Annotated in this window: 22 protein-coding genes; 17 read left to right on the top strand and 5 right to left on the bottom strand. The window is 43.1% G+C overall.

Annotated elements, in window-relative coordinates:
- Positions 1–17: 17 nt before the first annotated feature.
- From QZ135_RS09625 to QZ135_RS09590, 8 genes are all read left to right on the top strand, one after another.
- On the top strand, positions 18–1,073 hold the full coding sequence (locus QZ135_RS09625) for a carboxypeptidase regulatory-like domain-containing protein (protein ID WP_294608408.1): 1,056 nt from the start codon (positions 18–20) through the stop codon (positions 1,071–1,073).
- 31 nt (positions 1,074–1,104) lie between these two features.
- Positions 1,105–1,500 (top strand): energy transducer TonB, encoded by a 396-nt coding sequence (locus QZ135_RS09620; protein WP_294608406.1) that lies wholly within the window; start codon positions 1,105–1,107, stop codon positions 1,498–1,500.
- A 21-nt stretch (positions 1,501–1,521) separates the two neighbouring features.
- Positions 1,522–2,502, top strand: coding sequence for a hypothetical protein (locus QZ135_RS09615; RefSeq protein WP_294608404.1), 981 nt, complete (start codon positions 1,522–1,524; stop codon positions 2,500–2,502).
- Between the two features lie 23 nt (positions 2,503–2,525).
- The gene (locus QZ135_RS09610) at positions 2,526–3,845 is read left to right on the top strand and encodes a hypothetical protein (protein WP_294608402.1); all 1,320 of its coding nucleotides are present in this window, start codon (positions 2,526–2,528) and stop codon (positions 3,843–3,845) included.
- Positions 3,846–4,019: 174 nt separating this feature from the next.
- On the top strand, positions 4,020–5,810 hold the full coding sequence (locus tag QZ135_RS09605; protein WP_294608400.1) for an SH3 domain-containing protein: 1,791 nt from the start codon (positions 4,020–4,022) through the stop codon (positions 5,808–5,810).
- Positions 5,810–7,291, top strand: a complete 1,482-nt coding sequence (locus tag QZ135_RS09600; protein ID WP_294608398.1) for a hypothetical protein — start codon at positions 5,810–5,812, stop codon at positions 7,289–7,291. Before QZ135_RS09605 ends, QZ135_RS09600 begins: the two co-directional genes overlap by 1 nt.
- Positions 7,288–8,484 (top strand): hypothetical protein, encoded by a 1,197-nt coding sequence (locus QZ135_RS09595; RefSeq protein WP_294608396.1) that lies wholly within the window; start codon positions 7,288–7,290, stop codon positions 8,482–8,484. The genes QZ135_RS09600 and QZ135_RS09595 overlap by 4 nt, the downstream gene beginning before the upstream one ends.
- Positions 8,481–8,882, top strand: a complete 402-nt coding sequence (locus tag QZ135_RS09590) for a zf-HC2 domain-containing protein (RefSeq protein WP_294608394.1) — start codon at positions 8,481–8,483, stop codon at positions 8,880–8,882. The genes QZ135_RS09595 and QZ135_RS09590 overlap by 4 nt, the downstream gene beginning before the upstream one ends.
- Before the next feature lie 67 nt (positions 8,883–8,949).
- Here QZ135_RS09590 and QZ135_RS09585 read toward each other — a convergent pair whose 3' ends face one another.
- Positions 8,950–9,408: a DUF3836 domain-containing protein gene (locus tag QZ135_RS09585; RefSeq protein ID WP_294608392.1), complete on the bottom strand. Its 459-nt coding sequence runs from the start codon at positions 9,406–9,408 to the stop codon at positions 8,950–8,952.
- A gap of 177 nt (positions 9,409–9,585) precedes the next feature.
- Positions 9,586–10,083, bottom strand: coding sequence for a DUF3836 domain-containing protein (locus tag QZ135_RS09580; protein ID WP_294608390.1), 498 nt, complete (start codon positions 10,081–10,083; stop codon positions 9,586–9,588).
- Positions 10,084–10,516: 433 nt separating this feature from the next.
- On the opposite strand from QZ135_RS09580, the gene QZ135_RS09575 reads away from it, so the two are divergent.
- From QZ135_RS09575 to metK, 9 genes are all read left to right on the top strand, one after another.
- The gene (locus QZ135_RS09575) at positions 10,517–11,419 is read left to right on the top strand and encodes a class I SAM-dependent methyltransferase (protein ID WP_294608389.1); all 903 of its coding nucleotides are present in this window, start codon (positions 10,517–10,519) and stop codon (positions 11,417–11,419) included.
- A 24-nt stretch (positions 11,420–11,443) separates the two neighbouring features.
- Positions 11,444–12,325 carry a permease-like cell division protein FtsX gene (locus QZ135_RS09570; protein WP_294608386.1) on the top strand — a complete coding sequence of 294 codons (882 nt, stop codon included), beginning with the start codon at positions 11,444–11,446 and terminating at the stop codon, positions 12,323–12,325.
- Positions 12,326–12,370: 45 nt separating this feature from the next.
- Positions 12,371–12,613 carry a DUF3098 domain-containing protein gene (locus QZ135_RS09565; protein ID WP_294608384.1) on the top strand — a complete coding sequence of 81 codons (243 nt, stop codon included), beginning with the start codon at positions 12,371–12,373 and terminating at the stop codon, positions 12,611–12,613.
- 49 nt (positions 12,614–12,662) lie between these two features.
- Complete coding sequence (locus tag QZ135_RS09560) at positions 12,663–13,466, top strand: undecaprenyl-diphosphate phosphatase (RefSeq protein WP_294608381.1); 804 nt, start codon at positions 12,663–12,665, stop codon at positions 13,464–13,466.
- Positions 13,467–13,469: 3 nt separating this feature from the next.
- On the top strand, positions 13,470–14,165 hold the full coding sequence (gene truB / locus QZ135_RS09555) for a tRNA pseudouridine(55) synthase TruB (protein WP_294608378.1): 696 nt from the start codon (positions 13,470–13,472) through the stop codon (positions 14,163–14,165).
- A gap of 116 nt (positions 14,166–14,281) precedes the next feature.
- Positions 14,282–15,340: a tRNA preQ1(34) S-adenosylmethionine ribosyltransferase-isomerase QueA gene (queA, locus tag QZ135_RS09550; RefSeq protein WP_009130071.1), complete on the top strand. Its 1,059-nt coding sequence runs from the start codon at positions 14,282–14,284 to the stop codon at positions 15,338–15,340.
- On the top strand, positions 15,340–15,804 hold the full coding sequence (folK, locus tag QZ135_RS09545; RefSeq protein ID WP_294608374.1) for a 2-amino-4-hydroxy-6-hydroxymethyldihydropteridine diphosphokinase: 465 nt from the start codon (positions 15,340–15,342) through the stop codon (positions 15,802–15,804). The genes queA and folK overlap by 1 nt, the downstream gene beginning before the upstream one ends.
- 87 nt (positions 15,805–15,891) lie before the next feature.
- A complete protein-coding gene (locus QZ135_RS09540) occupies positions 15,892–16,902 on the top strand; it encodes a lysylphosphatidylglycerol synthase transmembrane domain-containing protein (RefSeq protein WP_294608372.1) in 1,011 nt (336 codons plus the stop codon).
- Between the two features lie 265 nt (positions 16,903–17,167).
- The gene (gene metK, locus QZ135_RS09535) at positions 17,168–18,460 is read left to right on the top strand and encodes a methionine adenosyltransferase (protein ID WP_294608370.1); all 1,293 of its coding nucleotides are present in this window, start codon (positions 17,168–17,170) and stop codon (positions 18,458–18,460) included.
- A 132-nt stretch (positions 18,461–18,592) separates the two neighbouring features.
- Here the strand turns inward: metK and QZ135_RS09530 are convergent, their stop codons facing one another.
- The 3 genes from QZ135_RS09530 to QZ135_RS09520 form a co-directional block, all read right to left on the bottom strand.
- On the bottom strand, positions 18,593–19,369 hold the full coding sequence (locus tag QZ135_RS09530; RefSeq protein ID WP_294608368.1) for a VWA domain-containing protein: 777 nt from the start codon (positions 19,367–19,369) through the stop codon (positions 18,593–18,595).
- A 14-nt stretch (positions 19,370–19,383) separates the two neighbouring features.
- Entirely contained in the window at positions 19,384–20,802 is a 1,419-nt protein-coding gene (locus tag QZ135_RS09525) for a BatD family protein (protein WP_294608366.1), read from the bottom strand.
- Between the two features lie 64 nt (positions 20,803–20,866).
- On the bottom strand, positions 20,867–22,075 hold the full coding sequence (locus QZ135_RS09520) for an ATP-binding protein (RefSeq protein WP_294608362.1): 1,209 nt from the start codon (positions 22,073–22,075) through the stop codon (positions 20,867–20,869).
- Between the last annotated feature and the right edge of the window lie 89 nt (positions 22,076–22,164).

The following is a 22,164-nucleotide window of genomic DNA, read 5'->3' as shown; positions in this document are numbered from 1 at the left end:
ACAAAATATAAATATGTATGAAGACTAAATTACTTGGTAACCTGTTTATGGGCGGAGTTTTACTGTTATCCTGCGGATTGTTTCAGAGCTGCGTCAAAGATGAAGTGGAAACAACAGGAACGATTTACGGGATTGTGAACGATTCGGATAACGGTGAACCGGTGCAGGATGCACATGTGGGGCTTTCTCCTTATGGGAAAACGGCAAATACAGGCAGCGATGGGAGCTATGAGTTTCAGGATTTGGAACCCGGTCAGTATACCATTCAAATATCTAAAACAGGTTATAAGACGAATACTAAACGGATAACGGTGATAGCCGGTGAGAAAGCATCCGGAGATATGGTGTTGAAAGGGGGGGCTTCTGCTATCCGGCTGAGTACTGCTTCGCTCAACTTCGGCAGCCAGTCAACAAGCAAAACATTTACTATACAGAATATTGGTACTTCCGGTAAGTCCATTTCGTGGTCTGTATCCAAAGCATCTTCGGCGGAATGGCTGAGTGTGACGCCTGCAAGTGGAAGTACGGCGTCTGCCAAAGAAAGTACCATTGTAGTGAATATAGATCGCAGTCGGATTAAGAAAGACGAGACAGCCATTCTTTTGATAGATGCAGAAGGCGAATCGCTTTCTGTTGAAGTTTCCGTTTCATTGAATGAGAGTAGTGGCGGCGAACAGCCGGATGGAGGCAGTTGCGGGGCGGTCACTCCCTGGGATACAAAACTAAAGACAGAGTTTGCAGGATGCACCAGGGTTGGTAATACGGTTGAATTCCGGTTTACTGTGACGAACACGGGCGAGGATGTGAAACTTACATTTAAAAGTTACGGAGGGCTTGATAACAAAGGGAACTCATATGATTCCGCTAATAGTGAGTTTAAGATATCCAATAAAGCGGCTAACATACTTCCTGTATTGTTTCCTAAGAATGTCTCTATCCCGGGACAGATTGTCCTGAAAAATGTACCTTCCGATGTGTATTCCGTAGCACGTTATCAGATTACGATAGAGAAAAAGTCGGAACCCTGGCAGGTGCTGAATACGGAACTGAAGTTTGAAGATATAAAGTGGTAAGATTTATTATTCATTTAAATAAAAATACATTATGAAAAAGCAGATTATTTTTTTAGTGGGGTTATTTTGTTTAGTGTCATTTAATCTGGTAGCGCAGAACAGTGCTCCCGAATTCGTCGGTGGTCAGGAAGCTATGAAGGAGTTCTTTAACAGAAATGCTAAACCTAAAAAGCCTGCAATAGCAAGTGCGGGGCAGGGTGAGGTAATTATTGAATTTACTGTCACCGAAACCGGAGAAATAGAAAATGTAAAACTGAAGGCCAGAGTTTTGGTGAGTGCGGACGAGGAAGCCTTGCGGCTTGTCAATATGATGCCTAAATGGAATCCCGGTCTTGTGGACGGGCAACCTGCTACAATGAAAGTACAGGTAGGACTTCGATTCTTCCCGAAGAAGGAATTCCGCTTTATAAAAGCGATGCTTCGTTAATTCGGACTGAACAGAGGGCTTATGAAGATAGCTAAAATAATTATAGGAACCATGTTCCTTCTTCTGGTTGTTTCTTGCGATAGTGCTCTAAACAGAACTATTGCAGAACCACTTACTCTGGAAGAAGTAGAGAATGCTGTGAAGAAGGAACCTGGTTTTTCTTTTGCTTACAAGTTTGTGGAAATGCATAGAAACTATTTGCAGACCTCCTCCCAGAAAGCTATGTGGCAGGACTTGACTTACAAACGGTTCTACAAATTTGTAAGTACGATATTGGATACGGAATTTCAGGAATCACACAGAAAAGAGTTTGCTGAAAGATGGGAATCGCAATATGGTCATTATCAGGCTTCGGCAGACTCCGTTTGTGATATTTGGCAGCGCTATTGGGATACCCATGGACCTACGAATTATGTTCGTGTTGATTTGGCTGATATTGAAAAGGAATATATGCAACCCCCATGGGGAGGCGAGCCTATTGTAACTTCCAAGAAGTTTGTACTAAAAGTGACACCACTTCGTGGAACCGTAGATGGCGTATCATTTGATTATGATTTGTTTGAAATGGATGAAGAGCCTTCCTTCTCGGATATGTTCTCTCATTATCATTCTGCAGAGATAAGTAGCCCTTTCAGTGCTCCTGTTGTAGTCAGGGACTCACCTATGGTAAAGTTCCAGATTGATGAAACGATTAAATCGTCCGACTTTAAAACTGTTCTTAGCAAATATAAGTTTGCATTTGCCATTAATTATGTAATCGTAAACGGTAAAAGAATTGATACGCTTGCTTTGATAGAGGCAACTCCTTATGCAGTATTTGAATACATGAAGGAAAAAGATAAGGAAAAAGAGAGTGACTTCAATAAGGAATATGCCCTTAAAAGGTTAGTGGAAGATGTTTTGAAAAAGGAATATGAGAGTAAGGATATTTATATTTACGAGCAGATGAATAACCTTTGTAGCGAAATAGACGGGTTGGCTTTTCGCTTTTATTCTCTTTAACGTTACATTAATAATCTGATATTATGAGAAAGATTTTATTATTGATGAGTGCGGTTGTCATTTTTGCGAGTTGCAATCTTGATAAGATGGTAAGCAGCAGAGAAGAAATAAGCAATATCTCTATTGTACAATTCAGCGGCAGCCAAAATGTGAAAAGTTTAGAGGAATTTGATTTATGCAGAAACTATCACAGGAATGATACTTTGTTTTTAGAGTTGCTTTTCAGTAAGAAAGTGATGGCTTATCCTTATTCTGAACTGAAAGAAGAGCATCTTGATTCAGTGAAAAACTATAAAGTAAGTATGATGGTTAAAGGTTGGAAAAAAAAGGAATATGTTCCTGCAGTTATTGTGCCATCCTCTGCCATTGTACCTGTTTTTAAATATCTTTCTAAAGAAGATGGCAGAATGTTCAGATTAAAATCTATTCTGAAGGGCAATGACGAACCGGATGATGAGGATATACCTTATGCTTTTGCTTATCTACCCTTATATCTATGGGGATTTGCCAATGCCGGTAATGGTTTGCTTTATGACAATAGATTTTTCTTCCCGGAAAGTTCATTAGAGGCAACTGTCACAACTGAACCTTTGGATGGAGGAAAATTCTCTGTAGTCGCAGATTATAACGGAAAGCTTCAATTGTGCCAAATGAAATATGATATAGAGGAAGATGTGATAGCGCTTCGTTTGGAGGATGGAAAAACCTACCGTTATCCTGCTGCTTTAGTATTTCCCGGTTTTCGGGAAAAAGTGGATGCTGAGACGGTCTCTGCCTGCATCACACCTACAAATAATTGGTTTCCGGTAGGAATATATGAATCTGATTATAGGACCGGATACAAGCCTACACGATTGAATATAGAATCCGATTACTTGATAGGAGGGCTTTGGAAAACAATAAAAATTAAGGATGCACGTAACTATTTATTTTCTAAGGGAATGGCAGAAACAATGATTAACTATGATAAGTTGTTCTTTACTAAAGAAGAAATGGATAACCGGCCTCCTAAGGAAAACCTTAAACTTACAGAGGGGTATATATATAGCGGCTTTGTCGATGATTTTGGTCAAATAAGGATGGAGATACCTAATTATGGTGGACGGATAGATGGAGCCTTCTATTTTGAAGCGGAGCAGAAACGCTATGAACTGAGTGGAACTACAAGTATAGATGAAGAACACTATGAACTAAACGAGGATAATATTACCTTGACTGCCTATCGCAATAATGAAAGGGCAGGAACTTTTAAAGGGAAATGGATACCCGGGAAATCGTTCTCCGGAGTTTGGAGGCCGGAAGGTAGCTCTAAACGATATTCTTTCAGTTTGACAGTGAACTGAAATTAGTCGGGTTATTTTGATTTCTAATTTGATATAAATATGGAAAATGCAGGAGAAAATTTACAAGGTAGGTCAACATCTCAGATCACTGAAATAGTATGTTCTGTAATATTGCTGATATGTTTGTTTCTGCCGTGGGTCACACTTCAAATAGGCGGGCGAAGTACGTATGGGATGTCTTATGATACCTCATATTCTGCTTTTGACGGGATTAATCTGATTGCCAAGATGAATCGTTCTTCATCATCTTTTGCAGACTCCTCCTTTCTGCCAGTATCACAGTTTATACTGTTTTTGTATTTCATTTTGATATTGTATATAGCTAATCCGATAGTACAATATTTCAAACGACTGCCTTGGTTGTCGTTTTATACGGCATGGATGCCAGTCACTGCGGGAATCATGTTGTTATATAAAACTATTGATGGAGGTAGTAGCGGATTTGGTGGATTTGGGATAGGAGCCGGTGCCGTGTTGTCTTTGTTAGCTGGTTTGGTGATGCAATTTTCCGCTTGGACGACTATTGGTATTCATAGGAAGGAACATCGGAAATATTTTTGTACTGCACTTATCTGGTGTATAGCAGGATGGTTATGCTTTATAGTAGGTGGAGCTATTGCTGTATCTGATAACGTGTCTTTATTTGATTCTTTTACGGATTATAATTCAGCAGTAGCATTATTATATTTGTTTTCCCTGATATTTTTTCTTGCAGTTGTTGGTGTTGGGCATACTCTCTGGATTGTATACGGCGGAATGGTAATGCTGTTTTCCTCAAGTAGTTCCTCTATTAGTTCCGGAAGACCGACAAGGAATCCTGCACAGGAAAAGGCGGATGAATTCCTGAATCAGGTAAGGAGGCGCTCGGATGAGGAACTGAAAACCATATTGCAACATAAAGAAGATTATAATGAGCGGCTTGTCAGAGCTGCTAAAATAATCATGCTTGAGAGAATTTCCACTCCTGATTCTTCCGTTTCTTCTGGAATATCTGATTCTACAGTTACGCCACCTGCAGAAGAAACATCGGACGATAAATACAAGGCATATTGGCCGTCTGCTTCTAATCCTGCACCGGAAACAAGTAGTGCTGCCATGCCGGAACAAGAGAGATTTCAACCCTCTTCCGTTGCGAAAGATGATTCATTTGATGCAATCAGGGAAAGTTGGAAAACAAAAGCGAAGGAAGAAGACCGGAAGACTGCCGGAGTGCAATCTGTAGAGACTGCTGCTCCGATGGTTCGTTCGTCAAAGAATGGGCACATAGTACTTATTTCCATTCTTGCAGGTGTACTGTTGGCTGTTGGAGGAATATCGACATATTTTTTGTGGTATGTGCCTTATGCCAAAGACAAAGATGCACCTCGTACATACGTTGTGGCCAACAATGTATTTCTCCGTTCTTCGAGAACGGCAGGAATAGAGTCCAATATTTTAAGAAAAGTGCCTTATGGAACGAGAGTAATCACATACAACAAACTCGGTGACTGGGCAGAAGTAAAAGTGGACGGACAGGAAGGAGTGATGGCTGCACCTTACTTGCTCGACTCACTGGATTTTGCTCTTTTGGACAGAGTGTGGGATAATAATGATGCCAAAGAGTGTATTGAATCCTCTAAATGCCGATTGGCAATACTTGATTACTTCAAGAAAAACCATTTGCAAAGTGGGCAGCATGCCTGGAAATTTTATGCAAATCCCGTAGATCAGAAGCCGAATACTGTTTTCTATCCACGGATTTATAATGCAAACAGTAAGTATACGGATTTTGTATTTATTGTTGGAAATGGTTTAACTGGAAATCGCGTATTGGTATGTTACTCGTTTGATGATGCAACAGAGAAACCCATCTTTCGGTTTAGCACGGGCGCCCCTCAGACGGGATTTATAAAAAATATTGTAAACAAGTCTGGAAATGTGAGGATTATCTTTGATAATAATGAATCTGTTAATCTTTCGCTTTGATGAAGATTAGATCTATGCTGTTGGCTTTGTTTCTCTTCGCCTGTCTTCCGGTACGGATATCTGCGCAGAATAGCAACTCATCTGAAGGAGATGAATTTATCGACTTCCGCAAAGAGCTGCAAGGTGAGTATGGGGATTTCCGGAAAGAAATCAATAAAGAGTATATAGACTTTTTGAGCAAGGCATGGAAAGAGTATCATTTGTTTCAGGGAAAGACTCCTGACGAAACACCGAAACCACTCTCTCCTATCTTGGCTCAGGAAGAGAAGAATTATCGTGAAGTACTTGTGAGTGCAGCGGAAGTGATAAACAGCCAAGCTGAACAGGCACTTGCAGCGGAAGAAGAGGCGGAACAAAATATACCGGATAGGATTTCTTCAGAGGTTTTCTCCCGGAAAGCTGCAGATTCCCTGCTATTGGATTACTTTGGGGCTAAATTGGGGGTGCATTATCAGAACCGCCAGTTTTTTCTGCCTGCAGTCACAGAACGAGCTGTAGGGTATCTGTGGAAGGAGATAGCTAACAGCCGTTTTTCTTCTTTATTGGCCGACATGCTCCGCTATAAAGAAAAAATGCAGATGAATGACTGGGCTTATTTTCTGCTGGTGGAGAAAGTGGCTGCCCGGCTCTCGACTCTGCAAGGTGAGGATTGCCGGACAGTATTCCAGCACTTTCTTTTAGTACAGTCCGGCTACGATGTACGCTTGGCTCGGATAGACCGGTTTCTGGTTTTGTTGGTTCCTATCCGTGAGAAGGTGTATGCTTGCTCTTATCTGGAGATGAATGGGCGCACGTATTATGTTATCTCTGATAAGGACTTGAAATCTTATTCGAACATATTTACCTATCAGTTGCCGGATAAGTTGATTCAGACTCCTTATCTGTCATTAATGATTGATAAGGAACTGCTACTTCCCATGCAGCCGAAAGCTTTTTGCATCAAGGCGGCCGGATTGGAAGTGAAAGGAGAAGTAAATCAGAATAAGATACGGTTTTATAAAGAATATCCGTCATGTGAACTGTCGGTGTATGCCCGTGCAACTCCTGACGATAAGTTGATGAAGCAATTACTATCGTCTCTTTCTGCCCAGTTGGTAGACAAACCGTTGGCAGAAGTTCTTAACCAACTCCTCTTGTGGGTGCAGGCAGGATTCTCTTATCAAACGGACCATGAGCAGTTTGGTTACGAGAAACCATTTTTTATAGAAGAAAACTTCTATTATCCGGCTTGTGATTGTGAAGACCGTTCTATTCTTTTTGCTCATCTGGTCAACCGGCTTTTTGGAAAAGAGGTGTTGTTGCTCGATTATCCGGGGCATGTGGCAACTGCTGTCAATATGGCTAAGGAGGATTTGAAAGGCGCTTATGTCCAGTTGAAAGGGGAAAATTATATCATATGTGATCCTACCTACATGAATGCAAAAGTGGGACAAGTGATGCCTTTCTGCAAAAACAAGCGTCCTAAAGTGATAAGACTATGACGAATAATCAACTGATAGAAGAAATAGTAACGAAAGAATGTGAACGTTATGCATTGGAGGATAGCGGATTTGTTACGGATAAACGGGCTGCTGTGAAAGAGTTGTCTTGTGGAAATAATGCTTTCCTGCCAGATGGCTGCTCTTTGGTAGAATTTAGAGAGTGGAAGGAACATTTGCTGAGTAATTGGTATTCCCGGAGAGGATTTGCAAAGTTCTTCCGCCGGAAAGCGGAGAAACATTGCATGTTTCGAATGGTGAGGCGGCTCTCACAAAATGCATTATCTGCTATTCAAAGGCGGCAGACGGAAGCAACGATTGACGAGGAGTTGAAGATGGAAAACGGAAGGACAGTTGCTTTTAGATTGTCTTCGGACCTTTTCATGAAATTCTATCAGGAAATGTGTTGTAACGGTACACTGTTTGCTTCTCCCGGAGAATTGGAAAAAAGCTGTATCAATGGGGTATGTTCTTTGTTCCCTTTGAAATACACATTGCTATATGAGCGTTTGTTAGTAAAGGATAATGAATTCTGGGAAGAAATATGGAGGTTAATTCATCGCTTTATCCGCTTTCTGGTGGTAGAGAAGAATAAGGAGGATGAGGAAGCGGTGAAAGAAGTGAGTATGGAAACGGTGATTTCTGTCCAGGAGCAATTGGAGCGGGGAAAATTAGCTCAGGTTGAATCGGCGCGCCATCTGCTAAACTCATTACAGATGACCGGGCGTAATAAATTTCGTGAATGGCTTAGGACGGAAAAGAAAAGACAGGAGGAAATTCTATTGGAAGATGAAGATTGGCAGTATCTGGAATGTCAGGATTCCGTTGTGCCGGGTTCGGAAAAGATAGATGGCCGGTTTGCCTATTTACTTGAAGTGAATGAGAAGAATGAATATGATGTTTGTTGTGCTTTGGCGGATATATTGAGTTATGGGCATGGCAGGGTTTATGATGAATTAGTGGAAGGCATGCAGGATGTGGCACAAGCTATATCAATGCTTTATGTGGAGAATAAAAAGTATGAAGAAATTGCCTGGACATTGTATGGGGCGTCTGATGGGCGAAAGTTGGATAATCTGCGGAAATCTGTTAGCCGTGGCAAAGAGTATCTGAAAAAAAGGACGGTCAGTCTGATTATTGAATATAAACACAAAGGTTATGTGCCCTTTGTTGTGGGAGAGGAGGTAGTAAAATGAAGAAGCAATGTGGGTATAAGCATTCCGATATCTGGTTATATATACAAAACCGGATGAGTCGGGAGGAGGAAACGGAATTTCAACAGCATTTGCTGAATTGTGAAGAATGCGGGAAAGAATTGGTTCGTTTACGTCTCATGGTTCAGTCTATAGGGAAGAAAGAGCGACGGAATATTCCATTTCGTATTTGGATGGTGGCGGCCTCAGTGACCTGTATATTGATGGGGGGAGGGGCCTGTTATTATTTCCTCACTCAGAGGGGAGGGACTTTTTCACCGGGTGATTCTCATGAGCTGAAAATAAATCCCCCGATTTTGCATAATAATAGAGATAGCATTGCCCCTCAGGATACCATTCCGGCGGATACTATATTGGTAAAAGTGATGCATTGTGAATGAATTCCGGGTAATATGTAAAAGCACGAACTTCTCAGCCCGTGCTTTACCTGAATTTTAACTTTAATTCCTATTTTGCGATTGCCAGTAGATTGGTCGTGGAATTCATCTGCTTGTGTGTTCTGTATACTGTCGGCATATTTTCATCATTCAGTTCGTAGACGTTTTTCTGAACGGCTTCATCATAAGCTTTGTGAGACTTGTTCCAGCGGGCATAAATTGTGATTATTTCATTGTCGCTGTATTGGAAGGTGATCTTGAAGTAAGGGGTCCATGTACCTTTTGTTCCATCCCATTTGGAAGCTTCTTTGCTCACCAGACGATTCTGGGCGTCGTACGCAAAAGTGTATTGCATATAGCGGTGGAGGTAAGAGCCTTCTTGCTTGAAGATTGTTTTCGATGCGACCAATTTGCCGTTCATCACCTTATTCGTAATAAATTCATCCTGAGCTTTTATCTCGGAGTTTAGAACATTTGCTATCATTAAAGTTACCAATGCAACAGCTTTAAATAAACTTGTAGTTTTCATAATCTTTATTTTTAAATGGTTATTATTCTTTGTTTTCTATTAGACGTTACTATCTACTAAGAAAGTTGCATTTCGGTAAAACTTTTTTTGGTTGCTAAATGAGTTTCCCATTTAAAAAGAAAGCACGAACCTCCCGGTCCGTGCTTTACCTAATTGTTAACTTTAATTTCTGTATTTTTATCTTGCAATTGCCAATAGATTAGTCGTGAAGTCCATCTGTTTGTGGTCCACCAGAGTCCAATCTGATTTATTATCTTGCTTGTAGGCTTTGTAGGCCGTCGGCATATTTTCATCATTCAATTCGTAGACACTTTTCTGAACAGCCTCGTCGTAAGCTTTGTGAGACTCATTCCAGCGGGCGTAATTCATGGTTATTTCATTATCGCTGTACTGGTAGGTCATCATGAAATAAGGTACCCATGCATCTTTCACACCATCCCATTTGGAAGCTTGTTTGCTTACCAGGCGGTTCTGGTCGTCGTAGGTGAAAGTATATTGCATATGGTTACGTAGGTAAGAGCCGTCCTGCTTGAAGATAGTCTTTGAAGCGACTAAATCGCCGTTCATCACCTGATTAGTTATGAAACCGTCCTGAGCTTTCACTTCGGAGTTAAGAACACTTGCTATCATTATAGCTACCAATGCGACTGCTTTAAATAAACTTGTAGTTTTCATAATCTTTATTTTTTAATTGTTACTATTTCTATTGGGCTTTCGCTCTATCTGTTAGACGGAACTACTTGTTGAAAAGTGGCAGATGAACTTTATTTTTTTGCTGACCGCTTTCGCTTAATAATAGTCAATTCCTGTGCCAAAGTGGTAAGTTGTTGAATATCAGTAAATACAGTATTGACGTAGCTGTTCATTATCGGACAGTTGTCCGCTTATTATCGAACACTGATTGTTTTTGGAGAAAAATTTTGAGTGCGGGTGTAAAAGTGTTATGAAGGTGTGCCAAAACTCTGATAAGTGTATCATGTCTTTCTCTTTTATTAAAACTCCTTAAAGAAAGCCCTATAGGTCACTTTTTATTTGTTATTTTGCACCAAATTCGGGTATAGTGCGGTCCGACCGGTTCGGGCTGCGCTTCATTATTGCAGAACGTTCAATGAATAAACTCACCATAAAAGTCTGTCCGGTATGCGGTAGTGCGCATATAGAGCGTGCTATGACTTGCATAGACCATTATGCTTCCAGCGAAGCATTTTATCTGTGCCGTTGTCAGGATTGCGGTTTTCTCTTTACGCAGGATTTTCCTGTGGAGGCCGAGATAGGCAGATATTATGAAACTCCCGATTACATTTCCCATTCTGATACGAAAAAAGGCCTCATGAATAAGGTGTACCACTGGGTGCGCAGTTATATGCTGGGTCGTAAAGCCCGTCTGGTGGCTCGTGAAGCACATCGCAAGACGGGGCGTCTACTGGACATCGGTACGGGAACAGGATACTTTGCCGATGCCATGAAGCGGCGGGGCTGGCAGGTGGAGGCCGTGGAAAAGAATACGCAGGCGCGTGTATTTGCCAAGGAACACTTCAATCTTGATGTAAAGCCTCATACCGCATTACAGGATTTTGCTCCCGGTAGCTTTGATGTTATTACGTTGTGGCACGTTATGGAGCATCTGGAACACCTGAATGAGACATGGGACATACTAAATAACCTACTGACGGAAAAGGGTGTACTGATTATTGCCGTACCCAATTGCTCTTCGTATGATGCAAAGAAATACGGTGCGCATTGGGCTGCTTATGATGTTCCCCGGCATTTGTGGCATTTTACACCCGGCAGCATCCAGAGATTGGGAGCTAAGCATGAACTTATATTGGCTGCGCGCCATCCTATGCCATTCGATGCATTCTATGTGTCGATGCTAAGCGAGAAATATATGGGTCATTCCCTGACTTTTTTCCGGGGGATGCTCAGTGGTACGCTGGCGTGGTTCAGCGCATTGGGAAGTAAGGAGCGGAGCAGTTCGATGATTTATGTGTTCAGGAAAAAGCAGAAATAAGATAGATAAATAAGGTGGTAAGGCATGAAGACGAAAAGCAAAAATAATTCTGTATCCTACTTTGATATGCAGTTCATCACGTCCAGCATCAGTACGACGTTGGTGTTGCTGTTGTTGGGATTAGTGGTGTTTTTCGTGCTGACTGCTCATAATCTTTCCGTCTATGTGAAGGAGAATATTAATTTCTCCATTGTCATCAGTGATGATATGAAGGAGGCTGATATTCTGAAATTACAGAAGAGGCTGGACAAGGAAGTTTTTGTACGCTCCACCGAATATATTTCGAAGAAACAGGCACTCCACGAACAGATTGAGGCGATGGGAACAGACCCGCAGGATTTTCTGGGATACAACCCTCTACACGCTTCCATCGAGGTGAAGCTGCATTCCGACTATGCGAATACGGACAGTATAGCTAAAATAGAAAAAGAAATAAAGAAGAATACCAATGTGCAGGAAGTGCGCTATCAGGAAGACCTGATAAATATGGTCAATGAGAATATCCGTAACATCAGCCTGATGCTGCTGGGATTGGCTGTATTACTGGCTTTCATATCCTTTGCATTGATAAACAACACTATCCGGCTGACCATTTACTCCAAACGCTTCCTCATCCATACAATGAAGCTGGTGGGGGCAAGCTGGGGCTTTATCCGACGTCCGTTCCTGTGGCGAAATTTCTGGATTGGTGTGTTGGCGGCTGTCATTGCCGATGGCATCTTATGGGCTGCCGCATATTGGCTGGTGGTGTACGAACCCGACCTGATTAGTGTAATTACGCCCGACGTCATGTTGATGGTTTCCGCTTCGGTGCTTGCGTTCGGGGTGTGCATCACGTGGTTCTGCGCGTATCTCTCCATCAATAAGTTCCTGCGGATGAAGGCGAGCACGCTGTATTATATATAGGTGAGTAATTAGTAGAATAGTAATGTTATTTATAATATAAAAGAGATGAGTAAACAGAAATTTGCTTTCGATAAGACCAACTTTATCCTGCTTGCCGTTGCAATGGCGGTGGTGATTATCGGTTTTATCCTGATGACCGGTCCGGTGTCCACGCCGACACACTTTGAACCGGATATTTTTAGTGCGAGACGTATCAAGGTAGCTCCGTTGGTTTGCCTTGTGGGTTTCTTGCTCATGATATACGCCGTATTACGCAAACCACGTGGTGGACAAGAAATGAAAGAATGACAACCTGCATCGTTCATAATTTATATTTTATAATTCATAATTAGATTACATGGAATGGTTTGAGGCGCTCATCCTGGGATTAATCCAGGGTTTGACGGAGTATCTGCCGGTAAGCAGTAGCGGACATTTGGCTATCGGTTCGGCATTGTTTGGCATCGAAGGAGAAGAGAATCTGGCATTTACGGTAGTGGTGCATGTAGCCACGGTATTCAGTACGATGGTGGTCCTGTGGAAGGAAATCGAATGGATATTCAAGGGACTGTTCAAGTGGCAGATGAATGACGAGACACGCTATGTAATCAATATATTGATTTCGATGGTACCTATAGGTATTGTAGGTGTGTTCTTTAAAGATGAAGTGGAAGCTGTCTTTGGTTCGGGCCTGCTGGTTGTGGGCTGCATGTTGCTGGTGACGGCTGCTTTGCTGTCGTTCTCCTATTATTATAAGCCGAAGCAGAAAGAGAATATATCTATGAAAGATGCATTCATTATCGGTCTGGCCCAGGCTTGCGCCGTGCTTCCGGGACTTTCACGTTCGGGCACCACGATTGCTACAGGGCTATTGTTGGGTGATAATAAAGCGAAACTGGCTCAATTCTCTTTCTTGATGGTGATGCCGCCGATATTGGGCGAAGGATTGCTGGATGGCTTGAAGTTGATGAAAGGTGAAGATATTGCAGGCAGCATTTCAACGCTGTCATTGCTGATAGGTTTCATTGCCGCTTTTGTATCGGGTTGCCTGGCTTGTAAATGGATGATTAACATTGTGAAGAAGGGCAAGCTGGTATACTTCGCCATCTATTGTGCGATTGCCGGTATTGTAACCATCGTTTTGTCACAAATGCAAGGATAACGAATGAAATTTAAAGAAGGAGAAGTACTTTATTTCAATAAACCGCTGGGGTGGACCTCATTCAAGGTCGTGGGACATGCACGTTACCACATCTGCCGGCGGATGGGAGTGAAGAAATTGAAAGTAGGCCATGCCGGCACGCTCGACCCTCTGGCCACAGGGGTGATGATTGTTTGTACCGGTAAGGCTACGAAACGGATTGAAGAGTTCCAATATCATACGAAGGAGTATGTTGCCACCATTCAGTTGGGCGCCACCACTCCCTCCTACGACTTGGAGCACGAGATAGACGCCACTTACCCCACGGAGCACATCACCCGGGAGTTGGTGGAAGAGACATTAAAAACATTCATCGGTGAGATACAGCAGGTGCCCCCCGCTTTTTCCGCTTGTATGGTGAATGGCAAGCGCGCCTACGACCTGGCACGCAAGGGCGAAGAAGTAGAATTGAAACCGAAGTTGCTGGTGATTGACGAGATAGAGTTGCTGGAATGCAACCTGCCGGAAATCAAGGTTCGCGTGGTATGCAGCAAAGGTACGTATATCCGTGCCTTGGCTCGCGACATCGGTGAGGCGCTACAGAGCGGTGCCCATCTGACAGCCTTGGAACGTACCCGCGTGGGAGATGTCCGGCTGGCGGATTGCCTTGACCCGATGGATTTCAAGGAGTGGATAGACGCTCAGGAGATAGAAGAGTGACAAGCTACAGGCTACGAGTTACAAGTGGCTACGCTATAAACCGCATGGCACTTGTAGCTTGTAGCTCGTAGCTTACTAATGAACTCAAAAACTTAAAACTTAAAAACTCAAATAATATGAAACTATCGCAATTTAAATTTAAGCTTCCGGAAGAGAAGATTGCCTTGCACCCGACAAAGTACAGAGATGAGTCGCGCCTGATGGTGCTGCACAGAAAGACAGGCGAGATTGAACACAAAGAATTCAAGGATGTCCTGAACTACTTTGATGACAAGGACGTGTTCATCTTCAACGATACCAAGGTATTTCCTGCCCGTCTGTATGGCAATAAGGAGAAGACAGGTGCCCGTATTGAAGTGTTCCTTTTGCGCGAGTTGAATGAAGAACTTCGTCTGTGGGACGTATTGGTGGACCCTGCACGTAAAATCCGTATCGGCAACAAGCTGTATTTCGGTGACGACGACTCTATGGTAGCCGAGGTTATCGACAATACGACGTCCCGTGGTCGTACGCTCCGTTTCCTCTATGACGGTCCGCACGATGAGTTCAAGAAGGCCTTGTATGCACTGGGCGAAACCCCTCTGCCTCATAGCATTATCAACCGTCCTGTAGAGCCGGATGATTCAGAACGTTTCCAGTCCATCTTTGCCCGCAACGAAGGTGCGGTGACGGCTCCTACTGCCAGTCTGCACTTCAGCCGCGAGTTACTGAAACGTCTTGAAATCAAGGGTATCGACTTCGCTTATATCACATTGCATGCCGGTTTGGGTAACTTCCGCGATATTGATGTGGAAGACCTCACGAAGCACAAGACGGACTCTGAGCAGATGATTGTAAACGAAGAGGCTGTCAGCATCGTAAACCGTGCCAAAGATATGAACAGACAGGTTTGTGCCGTTGGTACTACCGTGATGCGTGCCATTGAGAGCACCGTGAGCACAGACGGACACCTGAAATCATACGAAGGTTGGACAAATAAGTTCATCTTCCCTCCCTACGACTTTACGGTAGCGAACTCAATGATTTCCAACTTCCACATGCCGCTTTCCACATTGCTGATGATTGTTGCCGCTTTCGGTGGTTACGACCAGGTGATGGAGGCGTACAACGTGGCTTTGAAGGAAGGTTACCGCTTCGGTACCTATGGGGATGCGATGTTGATTACAGACAAGTAATGAACGTTTATTTCGGTTTAGGAACGAATCTCGGCGATAAGGAGCAGAACCTCCGTCTTGCCGTGCAACATATGGAAGAGCGGATAGGGAAGATTGTTTCCCTGTCCGCTTTTTATGCTACTGCCCCGTGGGGATTTGCTTCTGATAATGCTTTCCTGAATGCTGCTGTTTGTGCGGAGACTTCGCTTCCGGCACTGGAGGTACTTTCTATAACCCAGGCTATCGAGCGGGAGATGGGGCGTACCCATAAATCAGTGAACGGTGTGTATGGTGACCGTGTGATAGATGTCGACCTGTTGCTCTACGGCAATCTTGTTCTTGATACTCCTACCCTGAAACTCCCCCACCCGTTGATGCAGAAGCGACGTTTTGTGATGGAGCCACTGGCGGAGATTGCCCCCGATGTAATGCATCCGGTATTGGGAAAAACATTGGGAAATATCTTTCATGATATGCTTGATTAATAACCGGCTTCCTGCATCTATATATCCAATGTTTCCCATCTATATATCCAGCAGGCTGCATATATATGCCCTGCAAATGAAGTAATAATGAAGAATAAATACCGCAACTTATTTCTGCTTTTCGGCATACTCGCCATTGCCATTATGCTTTGCACGCTCGATATGGATTATTCCGACATCTGGAAGAACCTGAAACGAGTCGGTTTCTGGTTTCCGGTAATCATGTTGCTATGGTTCTTTGTCTACCTGATAAATACCTGTTCCTGGTATCTGATAATCAGGGACGACCGTAAATATCATGTTCCCTTCCGGACGGTCTGTAAGTTGTCCATCACAGGCTTTGCCATTAACTATGCCACTCCCGGCGGCCTGATGGGTGGCGAGCCATACAGGATTATGGAACTGACCCCTTACGTTGGTGTCAGTAAAGCCACTTCCTCCGTCATTCTGTATGTAATGATGCATATCTTTTCTCATTTCTGGTTTTGGTTCCTTTCCATCTTCCTCTACATTGCCCTGTATCCCATTAATTCTTTCATGGCTGCGCTGCTTACTGCAACAGGTGCTTTCTGTTTATTGGCCATCTATTTCTTTTCCCGCGGATATAAGAACGGCATGACGGTGAAAACCTTCCTTTTCCTGCAAAAGGTTCCATTCGTAAAGAAATGGGCACGCCGTTTCCTTGCCATCCGGAAAGCAACATTGGAGCAGATAGACAGTCAGATAGCTTTGCTGCATAGCCAGCATAAGATTACCTTCTACAGTTCGTTGCTGCTGGAACTTTCCGCCCGAATCATTTCCAGTATTGAAATCTATATCATTCTGAGTGTCTTCACTCCGGATGTCAACTGGTGGGACTGTGTGCTGATACTGGCTTTCTCTTCTCTGTTCAGCAATCTGATATTCTTTTTCCCGATGCAGTTGGGAGCGCGTGAGGGTGGTCTGGCGTTGGCGGTGGACGGATTGCACATGTCTGCGGCATTGGGCGTTTATGTGGGGCTGATTACCCGGCTGCGCGAGTTGCTGTGGATAGCTATCGGGATGGTTCTGATTAAGGTTGGCAATAGAAAGCCGGAAGAGCCTTCTTCTGAGAGTTGAATAAGCACTGCCGTTTTACCTATGTATAGGTATTTTTCTGATTACAAGCGCATATTTTCGTTAATACTTTCTTGATTGTATTCCATATTCATAGAAAACCTTTATCTTTGCACCCGAAAAATGAATGTGGAAAGATTTGAGTAGCTTGCAACCACAGAAAAAAATGCTAAAACAACATCCTTTTCTGGCGGCTTCGTGCTGATGCTCCTACTCACATTTACCTCCATACTTCTTTTAATTTTTAATTTCTAATTTTTAATTTGAAATGGGATATTTATTCACATCCGAATCGGTGTCTGAAGGACACCCCGACAAAGTGGCCGATCAAATATCGGACGCTGTGCTTGACAAACTGTTGGCTTACGACCCCAGTTCGAAAGTAGCTTGCGAAACTCTGGTAACTACCGGACAGGTAGTGCTGGCTGGAGAAGTGAAAACCAAAGCGTACGTTGACCTACAACTCATTGCGCGCGAAGTAATTCAGAAAATCGGCTATACCAAGGGCGAGTACATGTTCGAAAGTAACTCGTGCGGCGTATTGTCCGCTATTCATGAGCAAAGTCCCGACATTAACCGTGGTGTAGAGCGCCAGGACCCTATGGAACAGGGAGCAGGCGACCAGGGAATGATGTTCGGCTATGCTACTAACGAAACAGAAAATTACATGCCTCTTTCTCTTGACCTGTCGCACCGCATCCTGCAAGTGCTGGCCGACATCCGTCGCGAAGGTAAGGAGATGACTTATCTCCGTCCCGACTCCAAGAGCCAGGTAACCATTGAATACGATGATAACGGCACGCCCGTCCGCATCGATACGATTGTAGTTTCTACCCAGCACGATGACTTCATCCAGCCGGCTGACGACAGCGAAGCTGCCCAACTGAAAGCGGACGAAGAAATGCTTGCTACCATCCGCCGGGATGTAATCAACATTCTGATGCCGCGTGTAATAGCTTCTATTCATGCAGAGAAAGTACTTGCATTGTTCAACGACCACATCACTTACCACGTTAATCCTACCGGAAAGTTCGTTATCGGCGGTCCTCACGGAGATACAGGTTTAACAGGGCGTAAGATAATTGTGGATACTTACGGAGGCAAGGGGGCTCACGGTGGTGGTGCTTTCTCCGGTAAAGACCCCTCGAAGGTAGACCGTAGTGCCGCTTATGCAGCCCGTCACATTGCCAAGAACCTGGTGGCTGCCGGTGTAGCCGATGAAATGCTGGTGCAGGTGTCTTATGCCATCGGCGTTGCACGCCCCATCAATATTTATGTCAACACTTATGGGCGCAGCCATGTAAACATGAGCGACGGTGAGATTGCGAAGAAGATTGATGAGCTTTTCGACCTTCGTCCGAAGGCTATCGAGGACCGCCTGAAACTTCGTAACCCGATTTATCAGGAAACTGCCGCTTACGGTCATCTGGGACGTGAACCGCAGGTGATAACCAAGCACTTCAAATCCCGCTATGAAGGCGACAAGGATGTAGAGGTAGAACTCTTCACCTGGGAGAAACTGGATTATGTGGATAAGGTGAAAGCTGCTTTCGGTTTGTAGTCTTTAGTTAGTAATCAGCGTAGCTTTACAGGCTATTTACATAGAAGCCGCCCTGTTTCCTTTCATTCTGTGAAAGGGGGAGGACGGCTTTTTATTTGTCACAGCAAAATAATAGGATTTCCTTTCCGGAATTTAAGGCAGAGGGATGTCCGACCCTCCCATAGTTACCCTTTTGATGACCCATTTCATCACTTCTTCCGTCATATGGCAATCTTCAGAAGCCCTGACCCCTTGTGGAAGTTCCAGCCATGTAGGTTTGTCTAATTCATGTAGCATATTTAGAAAGTCCTGAATGGAAGATACGCCATAATATCTACCTCCCGTAGCTGTCGCTATTTCTGAAAGATATTTTGGGTCAAAAGTCATTTTGACGTTTATAATCTTTTCCCCTTCGGGAGTTTGGTATGGAAAAGGCACCATTCCGTTTATTCCTATGCCAATTACGTTCAGCTTAATGTTATAATGCTTCAGGATTTCGATTGCTGTACTTGTAGAGACGGTGCCGCAATTCTCAACCCCATCTGTGATTAATATAATGGTTCCTCCGGTTCCCGTTAGGAAAGAAGCTGCTGATAATAAAGCTGATCCTATAGCTGTTCCATCTTTCAACCTGCCGGTACGCAGAGATTTCAGATGAGACTGAACTGTATTATGGTCGGTTCTGGGTATGCAGATATCCTCCCATACTCCGGCAAAAGCGGTGATGCCGATAGGTACATCAGGATGTTGTTCTATAAAGATTCGAGCTAAGTCTTTGCACCGTGCCAACCGGTTAGGTGCTATATCTTTTGCCAACATGCTACTGGATATGTCCAAAACCAACATTACTTTCCGCTCGTTGCCGTCAGCCCTGAGATTGCCAATGATTGTGAATAGCAATATTCCAAGAATTCCTATTGTTCTGTTCATGACTTTTTTTGTTTTTATTGAGTAACATTGAGCGTTATCGGACTGGTAGATACGCTATGCTTTATCTCTTTGGAGAGGGAACCGTTGAAGAAGGAGTCAAAAGGATCTTCACTTGCCACCGTTTCCTTTGAGGTAAAGCAAAAGTTGATAGATGGAATCCGGATCTGCCCAATTTGTAAAGGAGTTAATTTGAATTTCCTGAATATAAGAGTTTTATAGGTTACATTCCGGATGTTTTCTAATGTATAGTTTTGGGAGCTTTCCAGTTCCTGCTCCTCGATATAGCAATATGGGAAATCAATAAGTGACACCTCATCCACTGATGATATATCGTTTAAGGTATAAATCTTCAATGAACATAGCACGCTTTCTCCTTTGCGGACAGTCTCCTTATCCAATATGATTTTTACAAAGATGCTGTCTTTTTTTGTTGTGGTTGGTTTACCGGAGTTAACGGCTCCGTTATCAGTAACGTTTATATAAGAAGGTTTTGAGGTTACATTTTGTCCGTTGACCTGTGCCGTTAATGAAGGAAGCGGTAGTTTCCCTTTACGTTTAGGGGTCAGAATATAGGTAAATCCAAATTTGGTAATTGTTGTACCTGCCTTGACAGTAGTGGAAGTTGAGGTCGCTGGTCCCATTAAAACTTCAAAGTTGCCAGAGGAGTTCAGTTTTACGTTTTGTGGTTTGCTTTGTAAGGAAAAGATTAATTTAAATTGTCCATTTACTCCGGTTGTTTCAGGAGCGGTTATTTCAATAGATGGTGGTGTCTTGCCGGGCACAGAACTGTCTTCAAAGTAAGTTAAAGTACAAGTTTCAATGAAACTTTTGCTTTCGGTAGTTACCTTTTCAGGCTTTCCATCTTCGTATTCTACGTCTTTCCTTGTTCCGTTTACTTTTCTCTTTGTCCAGTTTCCATGTACATCAATATTCAAATACTGGTATGCATAAGTAATGGTGGTTCTTCCCATTTCGTCATAAAGTTCTATCACGGTTTTAGCCGGGTGTTTTTCTGAGCCATTGTAAAAGTAAGTTTCATTATGTCCGCTATAGCCTCCAAAAAGAGCTTTACTGATTCTGCCTTGATTATCAAAGGTATAATCATCACTCAGTTTCTCAGGGTTATCCATAACTTCCTTGCGCATATTGTCTGTGAACACGATGTTGTAGGTGAAGTACGAATTATTATCAGCTACATATCTGGTGGGGGTAATATACGAGTAGGTAGTTGTATATTTTTCTTCTTGTACTTTTATAATATTGCCTTCCCTGTTGAAGGTAATGGTTTCTCCGGTGCTGTAAACGGCTGTTTTCACTTTTCCGTAAAGCCCTTTTGTACTCCTGCCGGTCATTTGTCCGGGAGTTAAATCGGTATTTGCCATGCAGATTGCAGCAAATAGAATTCCTAGTAATGATGTATATATGCGTTTCATATTTATGCTTAAGTATATCCTCACAATTAAAAAATAAGCTGTTACGAATTAGAGATTTATCGGCTTATGAGAGCAGAAATTGATTGGCGGGCATCAGCCGGATGTGTCTGCCGTCTTCTTCAAAAGAATCGGTCTGATTAGTTGTTACAATAATACCTTCCGATAGATTAAATGCTTTCATTGCTTCGAGCAGCCCGTTATATTCGCGTGCGAAGTTCTGGTCGGTTATCTGGTGGCAGACCTGGATGGCATGCAATACCTTGCCTTTTTCAACGACAACAAAGTCGCATTCTCCTTTCTCTTTGTAGTAGCAGATGTTTCCCGATTTCCTCCGTAGATGCAGGAAGATGAGGTTTTCCAATTTATGTCCGGTGTTATCCGAGAAGTTGGCAGAGGCTTCGTTCGCCAGTCCTAAATCCATGGCATAAACCTTTTTGGGGTTTCGGGACTGTACTTTTAGCGAATAGCTGAATATAGGTACAAATTCCAATAAATAAGATTGTTGATAGAAAGAGAAATAATCCAGAAAGGTAGATGCCGCTTTTATATCGAACATCCCTACCAGTTTACCGGCTGATACCAGATTCCCAATGTTGGATAGCAGATATACAGCCAGTGCCCGCAGCGAATTTACGTCTTTGATAGAATTGCGGATAGCGATATCCCGTATCAGGATATCATCAATCAGTGTATTCAGGATTATTTCAGCTTGGTTCTTCACGTACTCGGGAATACCGCCGTTGCGCAGATAATTTAAAAGTGAATCTTCATCTGCAGGGAGGTTCTTGAAAGATAGGTATTCCGAATAAGAAAAAGGAAACAACTCCATGGGGATGTGTCTGCCGGTGAGGTGAGTGCCCAGTTCGCTGCTTAATAAGGAAGCGTTGGAACCGGTGATGAACAGGGTATATTCTTCATTGAGCATTTGGTGGATGAAGATTTCCCATTTAGGGATGATTTGTATTTCATCGAAAAAGAGTACACGGGTGTTACGCCGCTCAATTTCCCGTTGCAAGCGGGTGAAGTCGTCAGTGTCAAAGTTGGCGAGGCGTATGTCTTCAAAGTTTAGATAGAGTGCTGAGTCATATTTTCGGGACATCAGTTGGCGCAAAAGAGTGCTTTTGCCACAACGGCGTATACCGGTAATGATAGTGGCAAACGATGGGATGGCAGGCACTGAAATCAGTGCTTCTCGTGTCAGACCCTGCTCTTTCTTGCGAAACATATCGGCTTGTGCGTCCAGTATAGCTGATATCTCTTCTTGTCTAATCATCTTATTTAGAGTTGTTTTTCGCAAATATACTATTTTGTTTGTTACTAACAAATGATTTCGTAGTTTATTGGCAAACGATTTCATTTGTT

The organism is uncultured Bacteroides sp., assembly GCF_905207245.1.
Classification (GTDB): Bacteria; Bacteroidota; Bacteroidia; order Bacteroidales; family Bacteroidaceae; genus Bacteroides.
The sequence above is the reverse complement of the archived record's forward strand: the minus strand, read 5'-3'. Positions and strand labels throughout refer to the sequence as shown.